Origin of the sequence: Usitatibacter palustris (assembly GCF_013003985.1) — a bacterium.
Classification (GTDB): domain Bacteria; phylum Pseudomonadota; class Gammaproteobacteria; order Burkholderiales; family Usitatibacteraceae; genus Usitatibacter; species Usitatibacter palustris.
In genome coordinates this window covers 228,048-242,971 of the sequence record NZ_CP053073.1, presented here as the reverse complement: position 1 = coordinate 242,971, position 14,924 = coordinate 228,048, and the positions used below count along the sequence as shown (strand labels likewise).

15 protein-coding genes are annotated in these 14,924 nt (G+C 67.7%); 10 read left to right on the top strand and 5 right to left on the bottom strand.

Annotated features, from left to right (window positions below):
- Nucleotides 1-55 precede the first annotated feature (55 nt).
- Nucleotides 56-1,729, top strand: coding sequence for a dihydroxy-acid dehydratase (gene ilvD / locus DSM104440_RS01155; RefSeq protein WP_171159990.1), 1,674 nt, complete (start codon nucleotides 56-58; stop codon nucleotides 1,727-1,729).
- Here ilvD and DSM104440_RS01150 read toward each other — a convergent pair whose 3' ends face one another.
- The 3 genes from DSM104440_RS01150 to DSM104440_RS01140 are packed head-to-tail and all read right to left on the bottom strand — an operon-like array spanning nucleotide 1,730 to nucleotide 4,439.
- A complete protein-coding gene (locus tag DSM104440_RS01150) occupies nucleotides 1,730-2,701 on the bottom strand; it encodes a Bug family tripartite tricarboxylate transporter substrate binding protein (protein ID WP_171159988.1) in 972 nt (323 codons plus the stop codon).
- A complete protein-coding gene (locus DSM104440_RS01145) occupies nucleotides 2,698-3,087 on the bottom strand; it encodes an AtuA-related protein (RefSeq protein WP_171159986.1) in 390 nt (129 codons plus the stop codon). The genes DSM104440_RS01150 and DSM104440_RS01145 overlap by 4 nt, the downstream gene beginning before the upstream one ends.
- Nucleotides 3,084-4,439, bottom strand: a complete 1,356-nt coding sequence (locus DSM104440_RS01140; RefSeq protein WP_171165589.1) for an acyclic terpene utilization AtuA family protein — start codon at nucleotides 4,437-4,439, stop codon at nucleotides 3,084-3,086. Before DSM104440_RS01140 ends, DSM104440_RS01145 begins: the two co-directional genes overlap by 4 nt.
- A 71-nt stretch (nucleotides 4,440-4,510) precedes the next feature.
- Between DSM104440_RS01140 and DSM104440_RS01135 the strand changes: the two genes are divergently transcribed.
- Entirely contained in the window at nucleotides 4,511-5,407 is an 897-nt protein-coding gene (locus DSM104440_RS01135) for a LysR family transcriptional regulator (RefSeq protein WP_171159985.1), read from the top strand.
- A gap of 3 nt (nucleotides 5,408-5,410) precedes the next feature.
- Here DSM104440_RS01135 and DSM104440_RS01130 read toward each other — a convergent pair whose 3' ends face one another.
- Complete coding sequence (locus DSM104440_RS01130) at nucleotides 5,411-5,590, bottom strand: hypothetical protein (RefSeq protein ID WP_171159983.1); 180 nt, start codon at nucleotides 5,588-5,590, stop codon at nucleotides 5,411-5,413.
- A 90-nt stretch (nucleotides 5,591-5,680) separates the two neighbouring features.
- Entirely contained in the window at nucleotides 5,681-6,652 is a 972-nt protein-coding gene (locus DSM104440_RS01125; protein ID WP_171159981.1) for a potassium channel beta subunit family protein, read from the bottom strand.
- 82 nt (nucleotides 6,653-6,734) lie between these two features.
- On the opposite strand from DSM104440_RS01125, the gene DSM104440_RS01120 reads away from it, so the two are divergent.
- The 8 genes from DSM104440_RS01120 (at nucleotide 6,735) to DSM104440_RS01085 (ending at nucleotide 14,856) form a co-directional block, all read left to right on the top strand.
- A complete protein-coding gene (locus tag DSM104440_RS01120; RefSeq protein WP_171159979.1) occupies nucleotides 6,735-7,238 on the top strand; it encodes a DUF6265 family protein in 504 nt (167 codons plus the stop codon).
- Nucleotides 7,235-7,705: an OsmC family protein gene (locus DSM104440_RS01115; protein ID WP_171159977.1), complete on the top strand. Its 471-nt coding sequence runs from the start codon at nucleotides 7,235-7,237 to the stop codon at nucleotides 7,703-7,705. Before DSM104440_RS01120 ends, DSM104440_RS01115 begins: the two co-directional genes overlap by 4 nt.
- Nucleotides 7,702-8,655 (top strand): retroviral-like aspartic protease family protein, encoded by a 954-nt coding sequence (locus tag DSM104440_RS01110; RefSeq protein WP_171159975.1) that lies wholly within the window; start codon nucleotides 7,702-7,704, stop codon nucleotides 8,653-8,655. The genes DSM104440_RS01115 and DSM104440_RS01110 overlap by 4 nt, the downstream gene beginning before the upstream one ends.
- A 73-nt stretch (nucleotides 8,656-8,728) precedes the next feature.
- The gene (locus DSM104440_RS01105) at nucleotides 8,729-10,369 is read left to right on the top strand and encodes a hypothetical protein (RefSeq protein ID WP_171159973.1); all 1,641 of its coding nucleotides are present in this window, start codon (nucleotides 8,729-8,731) and stop codon (nucleotides 10,367-10,369) included.
- 70 nt (nucleotides 10,370-10,439) lie between these two features.
- On the top strand, nucleotides 10,440-11,984 hold the full coding sequence (locus DSM104440_RS01100; RefSeq protein WP_171159971.1) for a hypothetical protein: 1,545 nt from the start codon (nucleotides 10,440-10,442) through the stop codon (nucleotides 11,982-11,984).
- 60 nt (nucleotides 11,985-12,044) lie between these two features.
- Nucleotides 12,045-13,487 carry an AlkA N-terminal domain-containing protein gene (locus DSM104440_RS01095; protein ID WP_171159968.1) on the top strand — a complete coding sequence of 481 codons (1,443 nt, stop codon included), beginning with the start codon at nucleotides 12,045-12,047 and terminating at the stop codon, nucleotides 13,485-13,487.
- Nucleotides 13,484-13,978: a methylated-DNA--[protein]-cysteine S-methyltransferase gene (locus tag DSM104440_RS01090; protein WP_171159966.1), complete on the top strand. Its 495-nt coding sequence runs from the start codon at nucleotides 13,484-13,486 to the stop codon at nucleotides 13,976-13,978. The genes DSM104440_RS01095 and DSM104440_RS01090 overlap by 4 nt, the downstream gene beginning before the upstream one ends.
- Complete coding sequence (locus DSM104440_RS01085) at nucleotides 13,975-14,856, top strand: DMT family transporter (RefSeq protein WP_171159958.1); 882 nt, start codon at nucleotides 13,975-13,977, stop codon at nucleotides 14,854-14,856. Before DSM104440_RS01090 ends, DSM104440_RS01085 begins: the two co-directional genes overlap by 4 nt.
- Nucleotides 14,857-14,924: the final 68 nt, after the last annotated feature.

Sequence of the window (14,924 nt, the reverse complement as noted above, 5' to 3'; positions counted from 1 at the left end):
TTCCTGCGTTCGACTAGAATGCGTTGACGTCCTACGCGTGCCTTCAAGAATTCCGATGACCGACAAATACCGCTCCTTCACGATCACCCACGGCGTGCCTCGCTCGCCCAACCGTTCGATGCTCCGCGCGATCGGCTACCAGGACGCCGATTTCGAGAAGCCGATCGTCGGCATCGCCAACGGCCACTCGACGATGAATCCGTGCAACGCGGGCATCCAGCCGCTCGCCGATGCCGCGGACGCCGCCGCGCGCGCCGCGGGCGCGATGCCGCAAATGTTCGGCACGATCACCGTGACCGACGGCATCTCGATGGGCACCGAGGGGATGAAGTACTCGCTCGTCTCGCGCGAGGTGATCGCCGATGCGATCGAGACCGCGACGCAGAGCCAGTTCATGGATGGCGTGCTCGCCATCGGTGGCTGCGACAAGAATCTCCCGGGCGCGATGATCGGCATCTGCCGCATGAACATCCCCGCGATCTGCGTCTACGGCGGCACCATCAAGCCGGGCCACCACAAGGGCCAGGACCTGCAGATCGTCTCCGTCTTCGAATCGGTCGGCTCGTTCAGCGCCGGCAAGATGTCGAAGGAAGATTTCGAATGCATCGAGCGCAAGGCCCTGCCTGGCGTGGGCGCGTGCGGCGGCATGTACACCGCGAACACGATGTCCTCGTCCGTCGAAGCGGTCGGCATGTCGCTGCCGTATTCATCGACGATGGCCGCCGAGGATGACGAGAAGCGCGTGAGCGCGGCGAAGAGCATGGAAGCGCTGGTCGCCGCCGTGAAGGCCGGCCTCAAGCCCAGCGACATCGTCACGAAGAAATCCATCGAGAACGCGTTCGCCGTGATCATGGCCACCGGCGGCTCGACGAATGGCGTGCTGCATTGGCTCGCGATCGCGCATTCCGCGGGCGTTCCGTGGAACCTCGATGACATCGAGCGCATGCGCCAGAAGGTGCCGGTGCTGTGCGACCTCAAGCCCTCGGGCAAGTACGTCGCAGTGGATCTCCACAAGGCCGGCGGCATTCCGCAGGTGATGAAGATCCTGCTCGCCAACGGCGTGCTGCACGGCGATTGCATGACGATCACCGGGAAGACCGTCGCGGAGAACCTGCGCGATGTTCCCGCCGAACCGCGCAAGGACCAGGACGTGATCCGTCCGTGGTCGAACCCGATGTACGAGCACGGCCACCTCGCGATCCTGCGCGGCAACCTCGCACCCGACGGCGCGGTCGCGAAGATCACCGGCCTCAAGAATCCCGTCATCACTGGCCCGGCGCGCGTGTTCGAGTCCGAGCCCGATTGCATGGACGCGATCCTCGCCGACCGCATCAAGCCCGGCGACGTGCTCGTGATTCGTTATGAAGGTCCGAAGGGTGGCCCGGGCATGCGCGAAATGCTGGCACCCACCGCGGCGCTCATCGGCAAGGGCCTCGGCGAATCCGTGGGCCTCATCACCGACGGGCGCTTCTCCGGCGGCACGTGGGGCATGGTGGTCGGCCACGTCACGCCAGAGGCGTTCAGTGGCGGGCCGATCGCGCTCGTGAAGGAAGGCGACTCGATCACGATCGACGCGCACAAGCTGCTGCTGCAGCTGAACGTGGACGAAGCCGAGATCGCGAAGCGCCGCGCCGCGTGGAAAGCACCGAAGCCGCGTTACACGACCGGCGTGCTCGGCAAGTACGCGAAGTTGGTCGGCACCGCGAGCCTGGGTGCCGTTACCGACTGATTATTCCGGCTGGATGTTCGCCGCCTTCACGATGCGGCCCCACTTCGCGGTCTCGGCCTCCTGGAACTTCGCAAGCTCCGCGGGCGAGGACGTCGCGGCATCCGTGCCCGTCGTCTCATAGAAGTTCTTCGCGCTGGCACTCTTCGTCGCCGCCACCAGCATCTCGTTCAACTTCGCGACCGTCGCGGGCGGCGTCTTCCCGGGCACGTACGCCGCGAACCAGTAGCCCATCTCGTAGCCCTTCACGCCGGCTTCATCGATCGTCGGGATGTCCGGTGCAAGCGGCGAGCGCTTGAGGCCCGTGACGCCGAGCGCGCGGACCTTGCCGCCCTTCACCTGGGGGATACCGGTCGCGCTGTCGGTGATCATCATGTCGATCTGGCCGCCGAGGAGATCCGTGATCGCGAGCGGGTTGCTCTTGTAGGGCACGTGCAGGACCTGGATCCCGGCCATCTGCTGGAGCAATTCCCCGGCGATGCGGCTCGAGGAGCTGCCGCTGCCGAACGTGAGCTTGCCCGGCGACTTCTTCGCGGCCGCGATGAACTCCGCGACCGACTTCGCCGCGACGTTGTTGTTCACGATCATGATCTGCCCGCCCTTGCCGAGCAGCGTCACGGGCGCGAAGTCCTTCACCGGATCGTAGGGCAGCTTCTTGTAGAGGTGCTCGTTGGCCGCGTGCGTGGTGTTCGTCGTGATGAGCACCGTGTGGCCATCGGGCGCGGCCGCGGCCGCGGCCTGCGCGGCGAGGAAGCCGCTCGCGCCCGGCTTGTTCTCGACGATGACGGTCTGCTTCGATTGTTCGGCAACCGACTGGCCCAGTGCACGGGCGATCTGGTCGGTGGCGCTTCCGGCCGCGAAGGGCACGATGAACGTGATCGTCTTCGAGGGATAGGTCTGCGCGAACGCGGCGGTCGTCGCCACCGCTGCGGCGGCGAGTGCGAGCGCGCGGATGCTGCGGGTCATCGTCTTCATTGCTTCCTCCGTCGGGGGATCTTGCTGGTTTTGGAATCGGAAAGCAGCGGCACGAGCTTCGCGGGAATCGCGATCGGAAGCTCGAGCAGCAGGAAAGCGAGGGACTTGCCGTGCGCGTCGAGGTTGAGCGCGCCGTTCACGCCGCCGTCGAGCACGCCGTCGAGCACGAAGTTCAGCGCACCCAGCTTCGGCAGCACGTAGCGCTTCACCGACCTGGGCTTGCGGTGCGCGAACTGCTTCGCGACGCGCGCCTCCGTGACTTCGGCCACGATCGTCTCGAGGAACTCCGGGCGATAGGCGATGAGGCTCACGTTCGACCGGTCGCCCTTGTCGCCGGTGCGGCCGTGCGCCAGCGCGTGGAGCGCGACAGTGGTCTTGCGGCTCATGCGCCCACCAGCTCGAAACCGGCATGCACCGCGGCGCGCGGCACAAAGCACGAGACTATGTCGAGGCGCGGGCGAAGCGCGGTGCGCACGCCGCCGCCGCCTGCCGGGCCGCAGGTGTAGAGCGCGGTAACTTCGCGCGTGAGTCGCTCGGCTTCGCGGCGATCGCGATGCGCCGTGGCCACGCGCAGCCGCACGTCGCGTGCATCGCCCGCGGGCGTTGCCTTCACGAGGCGCCCGCGGTCGTCGGCGAACACGCTCACCACGCCGATCAGGTCGACGCGAATCTCGAGCGCGGGACGCAGGCGCTTCGCGAGCACTTCCGCGGCAAGACGCGCGCGCCGCTCCGCCCCGGGACCGGCGTAGGAGATCTCGCCCTCGGCGAGCCAGCCCGCCTCATGGCAGACGTTGACCTTCAGGCGATCGGGCCGCGCGTGCCCGCGCACGCCGGAGAGCGACACGCGATCGCGGCCCGCCGCGCGCACCGATGCCTCCGAGATATCCGCGGTGACATCGGGCGTGAGGTACGCCGCGGGATCGTGCACTTCATAGAGGAGCTGTTCCTTCACGGTGCGCTCGGTCACGCACCCGCCGGTACCGGCCGCCTTGGTGATCGTGCATTGGCCGTCCGCATCGATCTCCGCGATCGGAAAGCCCACGTCGTGCAAGCGAGGGACGTCCTTGTGGCCCGGATCGGCGAAGTAGCCGCCGGTAACCTGTGCGCCGCACTCGAGTAGATGGCCCGCCATCGTCGCGCGACCCAGCCGCTCCCAGTCGTTCGCGGCCCACCCGAAGTGCGCCATCGCGGGACCTACGACGAGCGAAGGATCGGCCACGCGCCCGGCCACCACGATCTCGGCCCCGGCGGCGATGGCAGCGGCAATGGGCTCGGCGCCGAGGTAGGCGTTTGCACTCACCACGTCGAGCGAGTCGAAGGACGCGCCGATGCCGTCACGCAGGAGCTTGCGATGCACGGCGCCCGAAAGGTCGTCGCCGGTGATCACCGCGACGCGCGGCGCTCGCAATCCCTGCTTGCGCGCGATCGCGTGGATGCGGCGAGCGGCGCCCGCGGGGTTGGCGGCGCCGAAGTTGCTCACGATGCGGATGCCGGCCTTCAGGCACGGCGCGAGGATCGGCTCGAGCAGCTCGTCGAGCAGGGGTTCGTAGCCGGCATCGGGATCGGCGCGCCGCGCGATCTGCGCAAGGGCCAGGGTGCGTTCGGCGAGCGTCTCGAAGATCAGCGCCGCGGGACCGCCGCGAGCGACAAGCGTACGCACGACTGGCGCGGCCGCGTCGGTGCGGTCGCCGGAAAAGCCGGCCGCCGAGCCCACTGCAAGAGTCTTCCGGGTCGCCATGCCCGACATGGTGCCGCCGGGCGGCTCATCAGGGAATTGAATGATTGTGATAACAGCGATAAATTCCCTTCATGAATCTCAACCTGAAGCAATTGCGCGCCTTCTCGGCCGTCGCCCGGAGCGCGAGCTTCACGCGCGCCGCCGTGCGCCTGCATCTCACCCAGCCCGCGCTCACGGTGCAGGTGCGCGACCTGGAATCCGCGCTCGGCGTGCGGCTCTTCGACCGCAACACCCGCCAGGTGAAGCTCACGGCGATCGGCCGCGACCTCCTGCCGACGCTCGAGCGGGTCCTCGCGGATCTCGACGCCGTCGCGGAGGATACGAGGCAGCTCGCCGCCGGCCACCGCGGGAGGGTGCGTGTCGCGGCACTTCCTTCGATCTGCGCTACGCGCCTGCCGCGCGCGATCGCCCAGCTCGCGAAAACGCACCCCGCCATTCGCGTGGAGCTGCGCGACACGGTGGCGCAACGCATCATCGCGCTGGTGGCCGCGGAGGAAGTTGATTTCGGGATCGGCAGCTTCGAGGGCTTGGGCCGCGAGTTCGAGCTGTTGCCCTACACCACGGACCGCCTGGCGGCCGTCTTCAGGAAAGGTCACGCGCTCGACAAGCGAGCGACGCTGAAGCTCGAGGACCTGGCAGAGTGGCCGCTCATCTTCATGGATACGCAAAGCAGCGTGCGCGCACATGTGGAACGCACGTTCTCCGCGCGCGGGATCGCGAAGCCGCCCGCTTTCGAGGTCACGTACATGGCAACTGCCGTGGGGCTGGTGCGCGCGGGGCTGGGCGTGAGCCTGCTTCCCACCTCTGCGCTTGAGCTGGAACTGGCGACCGGGTTGCGCGTGCACCCACTGCGCGATGCCGCGCTGCGCCGGAACATCTCGATCGTGAGGAGGGCGGGGCGAACCTTCTCGCCCGCGGCCCAGCGACTGCTCGAAGCGCTGCGCGCCGAAGCGCGCCCGGCGCGCTAGCCGTTACTTGCGCGTCGCGTCCTTGACCTTGTCACCGGCTTGCTCGACCTTGTCGCCGACCTTTTCGGCGGCGTTGTCGATCTTCTTGCCGGCGCGCTCCATGGGGCCTTCCTTCTGGCACGCAGCCAGGGAAAAGGCGAGGGCGAAGGCGGCAACGATGGCGAGGGGTTGAGTCGTTTTCATTTTGTGCTCTCTTGATTGGATTGCGTTGGAGAGCACAAATTACCGGTCGCGCCTCCCGGCGGTAATCGGTGTTGTCCTACAAGGAGCACTTTATTCCGCGAGACCCCCCGCGATCGCCTCGATGCGCTTCATCGCGGCCTCGTCGAGCTTCGCGACCACGTCCGCGGCCTTCATGTTCTCCTGCACCTGCGACACGCGCGAGGCGCCGGTGATGACGGTCGAGACATGGGGGTTCTTCAGGCACCAGGCGATCGCGAGCTGCGCCATGCTGCAGCCCAGGTCCTTCGCCACACCTTCGAGCTGCATCACCGCGGCGTTGCGCGCCTTGTCGGTGAGCTTCTCGAGCAGGAACGCCATGCGCGGCATCGCGCCGCGGCTGCCCTCGGGCACGCCCGCCTTGTACTTGCCGGTGAGCAGGCCCGATGCGAGCGGACTCCACGTCGTGAGGCCCATCCCGACATCCTTGTAGAGGTGCTGGTACTCCACCTCGACGCGCTTGCGATGGAACAGGTTGTATTCGGGTTGCTCGACCACGGGCCGGCGCAGGTGGTGCTTCTCGGCCACGTTGTGCGCGGCCATGATCTCGGAGGCACTCCACTCGGACGTGCCCCAGTAGAGCGCCTTGCCGCGCTCGATCATGTCGTGCATCGCCCAGACCACTTCTTCCATCGGCGTGTTCGGATCGGGCCGGTGGCAATAGACGAGGTCCACGAAATCGAGCTGCAGGCGCGCGAGCGATCCGTCGATCGCGTCCATGAGGTATTTGCGGTTGAGCGTGTTCTTCGTGTTCGGGCCTTCGACGATGCCCCAGAAGAACTTGGTCGATACGACGTACTTCACGCGCGGCCAGGCGAGCTTCTTCAGCGCCTCGCCCATGATGGTCTCGCTCTTGCCGTTGGCGTAGACCTCGGCGTTGTCGAAGAAATTGACGCCCGCGTCCCAGGCCGCCGCCATGCAGTCGAGCGCAGCACCGGTGTCCATCTGGTTCGCGTACGTCACCCACGAGCCGAAAGAAAGCTCGCTTACCTTGAGGCCGGAGCGGCCGAGTCGTCGATAGTTCATGGCGGCAGAGGATAAAGCAAAATGTCGATCGCGATCCGCGGCGTTCGACTAAGGTAACCTCAACCCCCGCACGGAGCCTTCGATGAAACGCCTTGCCCTGCTGTTCGCCGTCCTCCTCCCGCTCGTCGCGTTGGCCCAAGCCACGGTGGCCCCGGCACCCGCGACACCCGCGCCCACCGCAAGGATCGCCGACGTCGCCTGGCTCCAGGGCTCATGGCTCGGAGAGGGCATGGGCGGAGCCAGCGAGGAGTTCTGGATGCCCGCGCGCAACGGCGTGATGATGGGCGCCTTTCGCGTGATGAAACCCGATGGCTCGCCGCGGTTCTACGAGATCTTCGCGATCGAGGAGCAGGAAGGCAGCCTGCTCTTCATCGTGAAGCACTTCACGCCCGAGTGGGTGGGCTGGGAGGAGAAGGACAAGGCCACGCGGCTCAAGCTCACCGCGATCGCCAAGGGCGAAGCCACGTTCGGCGGCGTGCACTTCTCCTCGCCCGATGCGCAGACGCTGGTGGTCAACGTGACGCTGCGCAACAAGGACGGCACGAGCAGGGTCGAGACGTTCAGCTACAGGAAAAGGGCCTCATGAGCGATACCCATCAATTCGCGGTGACCGTGGACTGGTCGCCCGATCCAGCGGCGAAGCCGCATCCCGACCCCGCTTTCTCGCGCAACAACGCGCTCGCCGCACCCGGCCACGCGCCGGTGTTCGGGTCGGCGCCGGTGGTTTTCTCCGGTGACGGGAGCGGCTACAACCCGGAGGAACTCCTCACGCTGTCGCTTTCGCAATGCCACATGCTCACCTACCTCGCGATCGCCGCGCGCCGCAACCTCGGCGTGCGGCGCTACGAGGACCGCGCCACCGCCACACTCGGCAAGGCCGCGTCGGGCAAAATGCAGATGCTCGACGTGCTGCTGCGCCCGCGCGTCGTGGTCGCGAAGGGCTCGAACCTCGAGGACGCAAGGGCGTTCCACGAACGGGCCCACGCCAATTGCTTCATCGCGAACTCGGTCAACTTCCCTGTTCGCAACGAACCGGAGATCGTCGAGGAATGAGGATCGTGCTGTCCGCCGCGCTGGTCGCGGCATTCGCCATGCCCGCGGGCCCCGCTTTCGCGCAGGCGAAGGAAGAACCCCGCTGCAAGCTGCAGAAGGCCGCCGAATGGCGCGTGCGTGAAGTCGCGGGCCTGCCCCTCGTGAACATCGAGATCAACGGCCGCAAGGTCGACGCGATCATCGATACGGGCGCGCCCAACACGATGGTTTCGCGAACCCTGGCCATCCAGGCAGCGCTTTCGCAGACAGGGTCGGGGCGCGACGCCGCCGCGATCATCGAGGAAGCCAAGATCGGCGGCATGACGCGCAAGGATTGGCGCGTGCTCCTTGCCGACCGCGACCTCGGTCCCGATGTCGCCCTCGTGATCGGCAACGACTTCCTCGAGGGCACGGCGTTCGAGTTCGACCTGCCCAACAAGTCGATCCGCATCTTCGTGCTCAAGGAATGCGACGACGCCTTCATCGGCTACTGGCCTTCGGAGAACCTGCGGCACGTCTCGCTCGAAGCGGGCACGAACGCGGGCATCCGCGTCGCGATGGGCGAGCAGTCCTTCGATGCGGTGATCGATTCGGCCGCGCAGACGTCCGTGATCAACACCGGACGCGCCGAGCGGCTCGGTGTCACGAGCAAGTCGCCGGGTGTGACGCCGGGCGGTTGCGTGACGGGGCTCGGCAAGCAGCCGGTGGATTCGTTCATCGGACCGTTCAAGCGTTTCGACATCGGGCCGCAAACGGTGCTCAATCCCAGGATCCACTTCGCGGACCTGGGCGCGCCCGCGCAGGCGCAGCGCGGCCCGCGCTCCTTCGCCGCGGTCCCGGAGATGATCATCGGCCTCGACTTCCTGCAGACGCACCGCGTGATGATCGCGGGAAGCCAGCGGCGCGTGTATTTCTCGCATGAAGGTGGGACGGTGTTTCCCGCGGCGGTCGCGACTGCCTGCAAGAAATAGCGTGTCAGACCACTAGCGAGGTCGCTTCCGCTAGAGTGGCCGGGTCCTTTTCGGCCACTTCCCTTTGTCCTACATGCGGTCCTGCTTCCTGCTGCTGCTCGCCGCGGCCTTCGCGCTTCCGGCGAGCGCGGCCAAGACGACGGTGTGCTCCATCACCGTCAACTCCGCCGATGAACGCGAAGCGTTTCGCTCGGCGCTTCCCGCCGATCGCTACGACTTCGTCGAGCTCGTCGAGCACGGCCGCCCCGATTGGCTCGCTTCAGCGTGCACGCGCGGCGTGCAATGCGACGTGCTCGTGGTCTCCGGGCACTTCGCGGGAACCGAGTTCTACACCTCGCGCTTCGATCGCAGCGAATCGCTCCCCGTCGAGGAGATGGAGCGCGCGGTGTGCAGCCAGTCATGCCCCGGCGTGTTCTCGAAGCTGAAGGAGGTCTACCTCTTCGGCTGCGATACGTTGAAGCCCGATCCGGTGCGCACGGCAACACCCGAGGTGATTCGCGGCTACGTTCGATCAGGTTCCACGAAGGCCGAGGCGGAGCGCGCGGCGCGGGAGTTGAGCGAGCGCCACGGCGAAAGCAGCCGCGCGCTGATGCGCCAGCTCTTCGCCGACGTGCCGGTGATCTACGGCTTCGCGACGTTCGCACCGTTCGGACGTACGGCGGGCCCGATGCTCGCGCGCCACTTCGAGAGCGGCTACGGAGTCGAGATCGGCAGCGGCACGGTGAGCCCGACGCTGCTCGCGCGATTCTCGAACACGGGAATGGTCGTGACCGAAGGCCGTCGCGCGAGCGATGCGGAAGCGGGCGCGCGCCGCGATGCGTGCCGCTACTACGATGACCGCCTCACCACGACGCAGAAGTTGCGCTCCGTCCACGATGTTCTTTCGCGCGATCCGGCCGAGGTGCGCATGGCCTTCCCGCGCATCGAGAAATTCCTCGCCTCGCCCGGTCTCACGGCCGATCCCGCGTTCGCCCTCGCGCTTGGGGACCTTGCACGCGATCGCGCCGTCGCCGGCCGCTTCCTCGCGCTCACGCGCGCGACGGAGGATCCGCAACTGCGCCTGCGGATGATCGCGCTCGCCCGCAACGTCGGCTGGCTCTCCGCAGCCGAGCAATCGGCCGAGCAGGCGCGCCTCGTGCGCGACGTGCTGACCGCCGGCGACATGGGCTTCGATGAAGTCGATCTCGTGTGCACGCTGGGCCGCGAGCGCGCGGTGGATGTCGCGCAGGTGGGCGTGAAGCCCACTTCGACGCTTGGAAGCCGGCCGGCACCGGCGGCGGCACTCGCGTGCCTGGGAAGCCGCGAATCGCGCGAGCGCATGCTGCGCACCCTTGCGAGCGCCGACGAAAACGACGTTCGCATCGCCCAGGCGTATTTCCGCCATCGTCCGATCGCCACCGGCGATGAGCTGGTCACGGCCACACGCGCAGTCGCGCGCATGAAGCCCTCGGCCGCGCAGGTGCGCGCGATCGAAACGCTCGCCCGCCACCACCTCTCCGATCGCCAGGTAATCGACGAGCTCACGCGCCTCTACACGCGCACGACGTCGGCCAACATCCAGCGCGCCGTGGCCGAAGCGTTCCTTCGCGCAGACGCGAAGCTCCTCGCCGATCCCGAGCTCGTCAGCGTCCTGCGCCGGCACCGCGTGCGCGCTCCCGATGGCGCGCGCGACCTCGTTGACGTGTTGCTCGAGCGCCTGCAACTGCCCGCCTAGGACACCACCGACGCCGCCGCGAGCCTGCCGCTGGCAGCCGCGGCGCGCGCCAGCCGCGAGTATCGGAGGAATGAAAGTCCTCCTCGCCTCGCTTCTCGCCACCGCGTGCTTCGCCGCTGCCGCCGAGCCCCCCCGCACGGTCTGCTCGATCACGGTCAATTCTCCCGACGAGAAGGAAGCGTTCCGCAAGCGCTTCCCCGGCTATAAGCACGTCGAGCTCGTCGAGAAGGGCCGCGCCGACTGGCTGCACTCGGCGTGCCAGAAGGAGATCCGTTGCGACGCGCTCGTGGTCTCCGGTCACTTCAATGCCGGCGAGACCTTCTATTCCGATCGCATCGATGCGTCCGATCACCTTGCGATCGACGAGCTCGAGCGCGCCTCGTGCAGCCAGAGCTGCCCCGGCCTCTTTTCGCAACTGAAGGAGGTTTACCTCTTCGGCTGCGAGAGCCTGAATCCCGACGCATCGAAATACGCGTCCGCCTACGGCGAGAGCGGGCGTGACCGCATGCGCCGCGTATTCGCCGGCGTTCCCGTCATCTACGGGTTCTCCGCGGCGGCACCCGTGGGCTCCACGGCCGCGGGGCTCCTCAATCGCGCCTTCGACGCGGGTGCGGGTGTCGCGAGCGGACGCCCCGACGGCCGACTGCTCGCCGCGTTCTCGAAGAGCTCCCTGACCACGACGAGCGGCTTGCGCGAAGGCGACGCTCGTTTCCCGGCGCGCGCACGCGTGTGTGCGTTCTACGACGAGCGCACGACGAGCGCGAAGAAGCTCGAGCACGTCCACGCGCTGATGCGCCGCGACATGACCGAAGCGAGTGTGTCCTTCGCGCGCATCGAGAAGCTTGTCGCCTCGCCCGGCGAGGCCGAGCGCCAGTCGCCCGCATGGTCCCAGGCGCTCGCCGAGATTTCCGCGGACGACGAGAGCCGCCGCAAGTTTCTCGCGATCGCGCGCGCCGCACCGCAGCCGGAGCTGCGCGCCCGGATGCTCGCGTTCGCCCACCAGGTCGCGTGGCTCTCGCCCGACGACCTGCGCGCCGAGAACATCCACCTCATCGAGGACCTCCTCGCAAAGGAGCGGGTGGCCTACAGCGACGTCGACCTCGCTTGCTCGCTCAACCGCGCGGGGGACCTCGATGCCCGCGGGCTCGCACGGCAATCCGCGAGCATGAAGAAGGTGGGGCATGCCGCGCTCCTCGCCTGCCTCGACGATGAAGCCGCGCGCGCGAAGGTGCTCGCATCCCTTGGCACCGGAGACGAGCAGGATTCGCAGGTGGCGAGTGCGTACCTGCGCCACCGGCCGATGAAGGCGCGCGCCGAGCTGCACGCGGTGACGACGGACATCACCCGCATGAGCGACTCGCGAGCGCAGATCCGCGCCCTCGACACGCTGGGCCGCCAGTCGCTCTCCGACCGCGAGCTGCTCGTGGAGCTTGCCGCCGCATTCCGCAATGCGAGCTCGGTAAACGTCCAGCGTGCGCTCGCCGAACTATTCATCCGCTCCGACCCCAAGGCGCTGCCGCGTCCGCAACTGGTCGCGACACTTCGCGACCATCGCCTGCCCTCGCCCGACGGCCGCCGCGACCTCATCGACGAGCTGCTCACGCGCCTGCAGTAGCGCGATATCCATGTCCGAAAATGGCGAGCGCCCGGAAATGGGCGGGCGGATAATGCCGTCATGGATCTCGACGACACCCAGTGCTACCGCGCAGTCCGCGCCCACGATTCGCGTTTCGACGGCCGCTTCTTCGTCGGCGTCCGGACCACGCGCATCTACTGCCGGCCGGTGTGCACGGCGCGCACGCCGCTCAAGCACAACTGCCGCTTCTTCCCGAGTGCGGCGGCCGCGGAGGTGCAGGGTTTCCGGCCCTGCCTGCGTTGCCGGCCCGAGCTCGCACCCGGCTATGCGGTCGTCGATGCCAACCAGCGCCTCGCGCGCTCGGCCGCGAACCTGATCGAGGACGGGCGGCTGCAGGACGCGAACCTCGCCGAGCTCGCGCGCACGCTCGATGTGACCGATCGCCATCTGCGCCGCGTCTTCCAGCAGGAGTTCGGTGTTTCGCCCGTGGAGTACGCGCAGACGCAGCGCCTGCTGCTCGCCAAGCGCCTGCTCACGGATACGGATCTCACCGTGCTCGACGTCGCGATGGCCAGCGGCTTCGCGAGCCTGCGCCGGTTCAACGACCTCTTTCGCACGCGCTATCGCATGACGCCGGGTGAGTTGCGCCGCACCACGCCTTCTCGCGAACCCACCGGCCGCCTCACGTTCGACCTCGCGTTCCGTCCGCCCTACGACTGGGAGGCGATGCTCGCTTTCCTCGGGCGGCGTGCGATCGCGGGCGTGGAGCAGATCGACGGCCGGCGCTATCGGCGCACGATGCGGGTCGCCGGCGCGGGCGGGAAGGAAGCAACGGGGTGGATCGAGGTGGCGCCCTCGCCACGGCGTTCCGCGCTTCGCATCCATGCAAGCGCTTCGCTCGCCGGTGCGGTGCCCACGGTGCTCGCGCGCGCGAAGTGCCTCTTCGATCTCGCCTGCCATCCCGACCAGGTGGCCGCTGCGCTGGGTCCGCTCGGCGAAGCGCATCCGGGCCTGCGGCTCGCGGGTTCGGTCGACGGCTTCGAGATCGCGGTGCGAGCCATCCTCGGCCAGCAGGTCACGGTTGCCGCGGCCACGACCATCGCGGGACGATTCGCCCGCGCCTTCGGCACGGCGATCGTGACACCCTTCGCCGGACTCGACCATGTGTTCCCGCGTGCGGGAGAAATCGCGGTGCTGGAGCCCGGCGACATCGCGAAGCACGGCGTGATCGCCGCGCGCGCCCGCGCGATCATCGCGCTCGCGAAGGCGATCGATTCGGGCGCGCTCAGGCTCGATCCCGCGGCCCCCGTCGAAGCAACGCTCGCCGCCCTCGAGGCGCTGCCCGGCATCGGCCCGTGGACCGCGCATTACATCGCGATGCGCGCGCTCGCCTGGCCCGACGCATTCCCGCATCCGGACGTCGCGGTGATCAAGGCGATCGGCGAAAAGCCGCGTGCGGCACTCGCCGCCTCCGAGCAATGGCGGCCGTGGCGCGCGTACGCCGTCCTCCACCTCTGGAAATCCCTGGAGAAGAAACCATGATTCGCTACAAGACTTTCACGTCGCCGCTGGGCACGATGCTCGCCGCGGCCAACGAGCACGGACTCACACGCGTGGACTTCATCGATTCGAAGTACATGCGCCCGGTCGATCCCGATTGGCAGGAAGACACGAAGCACCCTTCGCTCGTCGCCTGCGAGAAGCAACTTGCCGAGTACTTCGAAGGCGAGCGTGCGGTGTTCGACCTGCCGCTCAACCCTCGAGGCACGCCTTTCCAGAAGCGAATCTGGGAAGAAATCAGCGGCGTGGCGTACGGCGAGACGATCATCTATTCGGAGCTCGCGCGCCGCGCAGGCTCGCCCGGCTCCTCGCGCGCCGCGGGTGCGGCGACAGGCCGCAATCCGATCGCGATCATCGTGCCGTGCCATCGCATCGTCGGCGCCGACGGCAGCCTCACCGGTTACGCGGGCGGGCTGCCACGCAAAACGCGTTTGCTCGAGCTCGAGGGCGTGCTGCAGGGCTCGCTCGTTTGAAGCCAGCCGATCTCGCGCGGCTCGTCACCCTCGCGGCCATGTGGGGCGCGTCGTATCTCTTCATGCGCCACGCGGTCGCGCACTTCGGCTCGGCGTGGATGATCGAGCTTCGCGTCCTCATCGGCGGCCTGCTCCTGCTCGCCTACGTGACGCTCATGCGCGGCACCGTCGGCTGGCGCAAGCACTGGCCCGCGTTTCTCTTCGTGGGCTCGATCGGTCTCGCACTCCCGTTCATCCTCATCGCCGAGGCGCTGCGCTCGATCGATGCTTCGACCGCGGCGATCCTCAACGCCCTCTCGCCGCTGTTTGCTTCCATCGTCGCGGCAATCTGGATCCGCGATCCGCTCACGCCGGCGAAGATCGCGGGCATCCTGCTGTGCCTCGCCGGAACCGTCGTGCTGGTCGGCTGGACGCCCACGCCGATGAGCGGGAAGGAACTCCTTGCGGCTTCCTTCTCGGTACTCGCCACCGCGCTCTACGGCTACACGATCGTGTTCACGAAGGTGAAGCTGAAGGACGCGAGCCCGCTTGGCATCTCCGCGGGAACGCTGTTGATGGCCGCCGCCACGCTCGCACCCTTCGCGCTCGCGGCACCTCCCCCGGTGGCCGCGCCCTCGCTCGCGTGGGCCTCGGTGCTCGGCCTCGCAGTCGTCTCCACCGCGTTCGCCTTCATCCTCTATTACCGGTTGATTGCCGACGTAGGCCCCGTAAAAGCGATCACCGTGACGCTGCTCGTGCCGATCTTCGGGATGGTGTGGGGCGTGCTGTTCCTGGGCGAGCCGATGACGCCCGGGCGCATCGCCGGCTGCGCGATCATCCTTGTCGGATGTTCACTGATCCTGGGGTTGGTCAAAGTCCCGCAGCGACACGCAGCGTAGGGGCACAGCCTTCGATTCGCCGGGGGTGTCGAATGAAGACACTCCATTCATCGGAGTCCGGAGGAAAC

Excerpts from the sequence above, each read along its gene's own strand:
- DSM104440_RS01145 (WP_171159986.1), bottom strand. The coding sequence starts at position 3,087 with ATGAGCCGCAAGACCACTGTCGCGCTCCACGCGCTGGCGCACGGCCGC.
- DSM104440_RS01105 (WP_171159973.1), top strand. The coding sequence starts at position 8,729 with ATGCGGTCCTGCTTCCTGCTGCTGCTCGCCGCGGCCTTCGCGCTTCCG.
- DSM104440_RS01120 (WP_171159979.1), top strand. The coding sequence starts at position 6,735 with ATGAAACGCCTTGCCCTGCTGTTCGCCGTCCTCCTCCCGCTCGTCGCG.
- DSM104440_RS01115 (WP_171159977.1), top strand. The coding sequence starts at position 7,235 with ATGAGCGATACCCATCAATTCGCGGTGACCGTGGACTGGTCGCCCGAT.
- DSM104440_RS01135 (WP_171159985.1), top strand. The coding sequence starts at position 4,511 with ATGAATCTCAACCTGAAGCAATTGCGCGCCTTCTCGGCCGTCGCCCGG.
- DSM104440_RS01125 (WP_171159981.1), bottom strand. The coding sequence starts at position 6,652 with ATGAACTATCGACGACTCGGCCGCTCCGGCCTCAAGGTAAGCGAGCTT.
- DSM104440_RS01130 (WP_171159983.1), bottom strand. The coding sequence starts at position 5,590 with ATGAAAACGACTCAACCCCTCGCCATCGTTGCCGCCTTCGCCCTCGCC.
- DSM104440_RS01095 (WP_171159968.1), top strand. The coding sequence starts at position 12,045 with ATGGATCTCGACGACACCCAGTGCTACCGCGCAGTCCGCGCCCACGAT.
- DSM104440_RS01140 (WP_171165589.1), bottom strand. The coding sequence starts at position 4,439 with ATGGCGACCCGGAAGACTCTTGCAGTGGGCTCGGCGGCCGGCTTTTCC.
- DSM104440_RS01150 (WP_171159988.1), bottom strand. The coding sequence starts at position 2,701 with ATGAAGACGATGACCCGCAGCATCCGCGCGCTCGCACTCGCCGCCGCA.
- ilvD (WP_171159990.1), top strand. The coding sequence starts at position 56 with ATGACCGACAAATACCGCTCCTTCACGATCACCCACGGCGTGCCTCGC.
- DSM104440_RS01090 (WP_171159966.1), top strand. The coding sequence starts at position 13,484 with ATGATTCGCTACAAGACTTTCACGTCGCCGCTGGGCACGATGCTCGCC.
- DSM104440_RS01100 (WP_171159971.1), top strand. The coding sequence starts at position 10,440 with ATGAAAGTCCTCCTCGCCTCGCTTCTCGCCACCGCGTGCTTCGCCGCT.
- DSM104440_RS01110 (WP_171159975.1), top strand. The coding sequence starts at position 7,702 with ATGAGGATCGTGCTGTCCGCCGCGCTGGTCGCGGCATTCGCCATGCCC.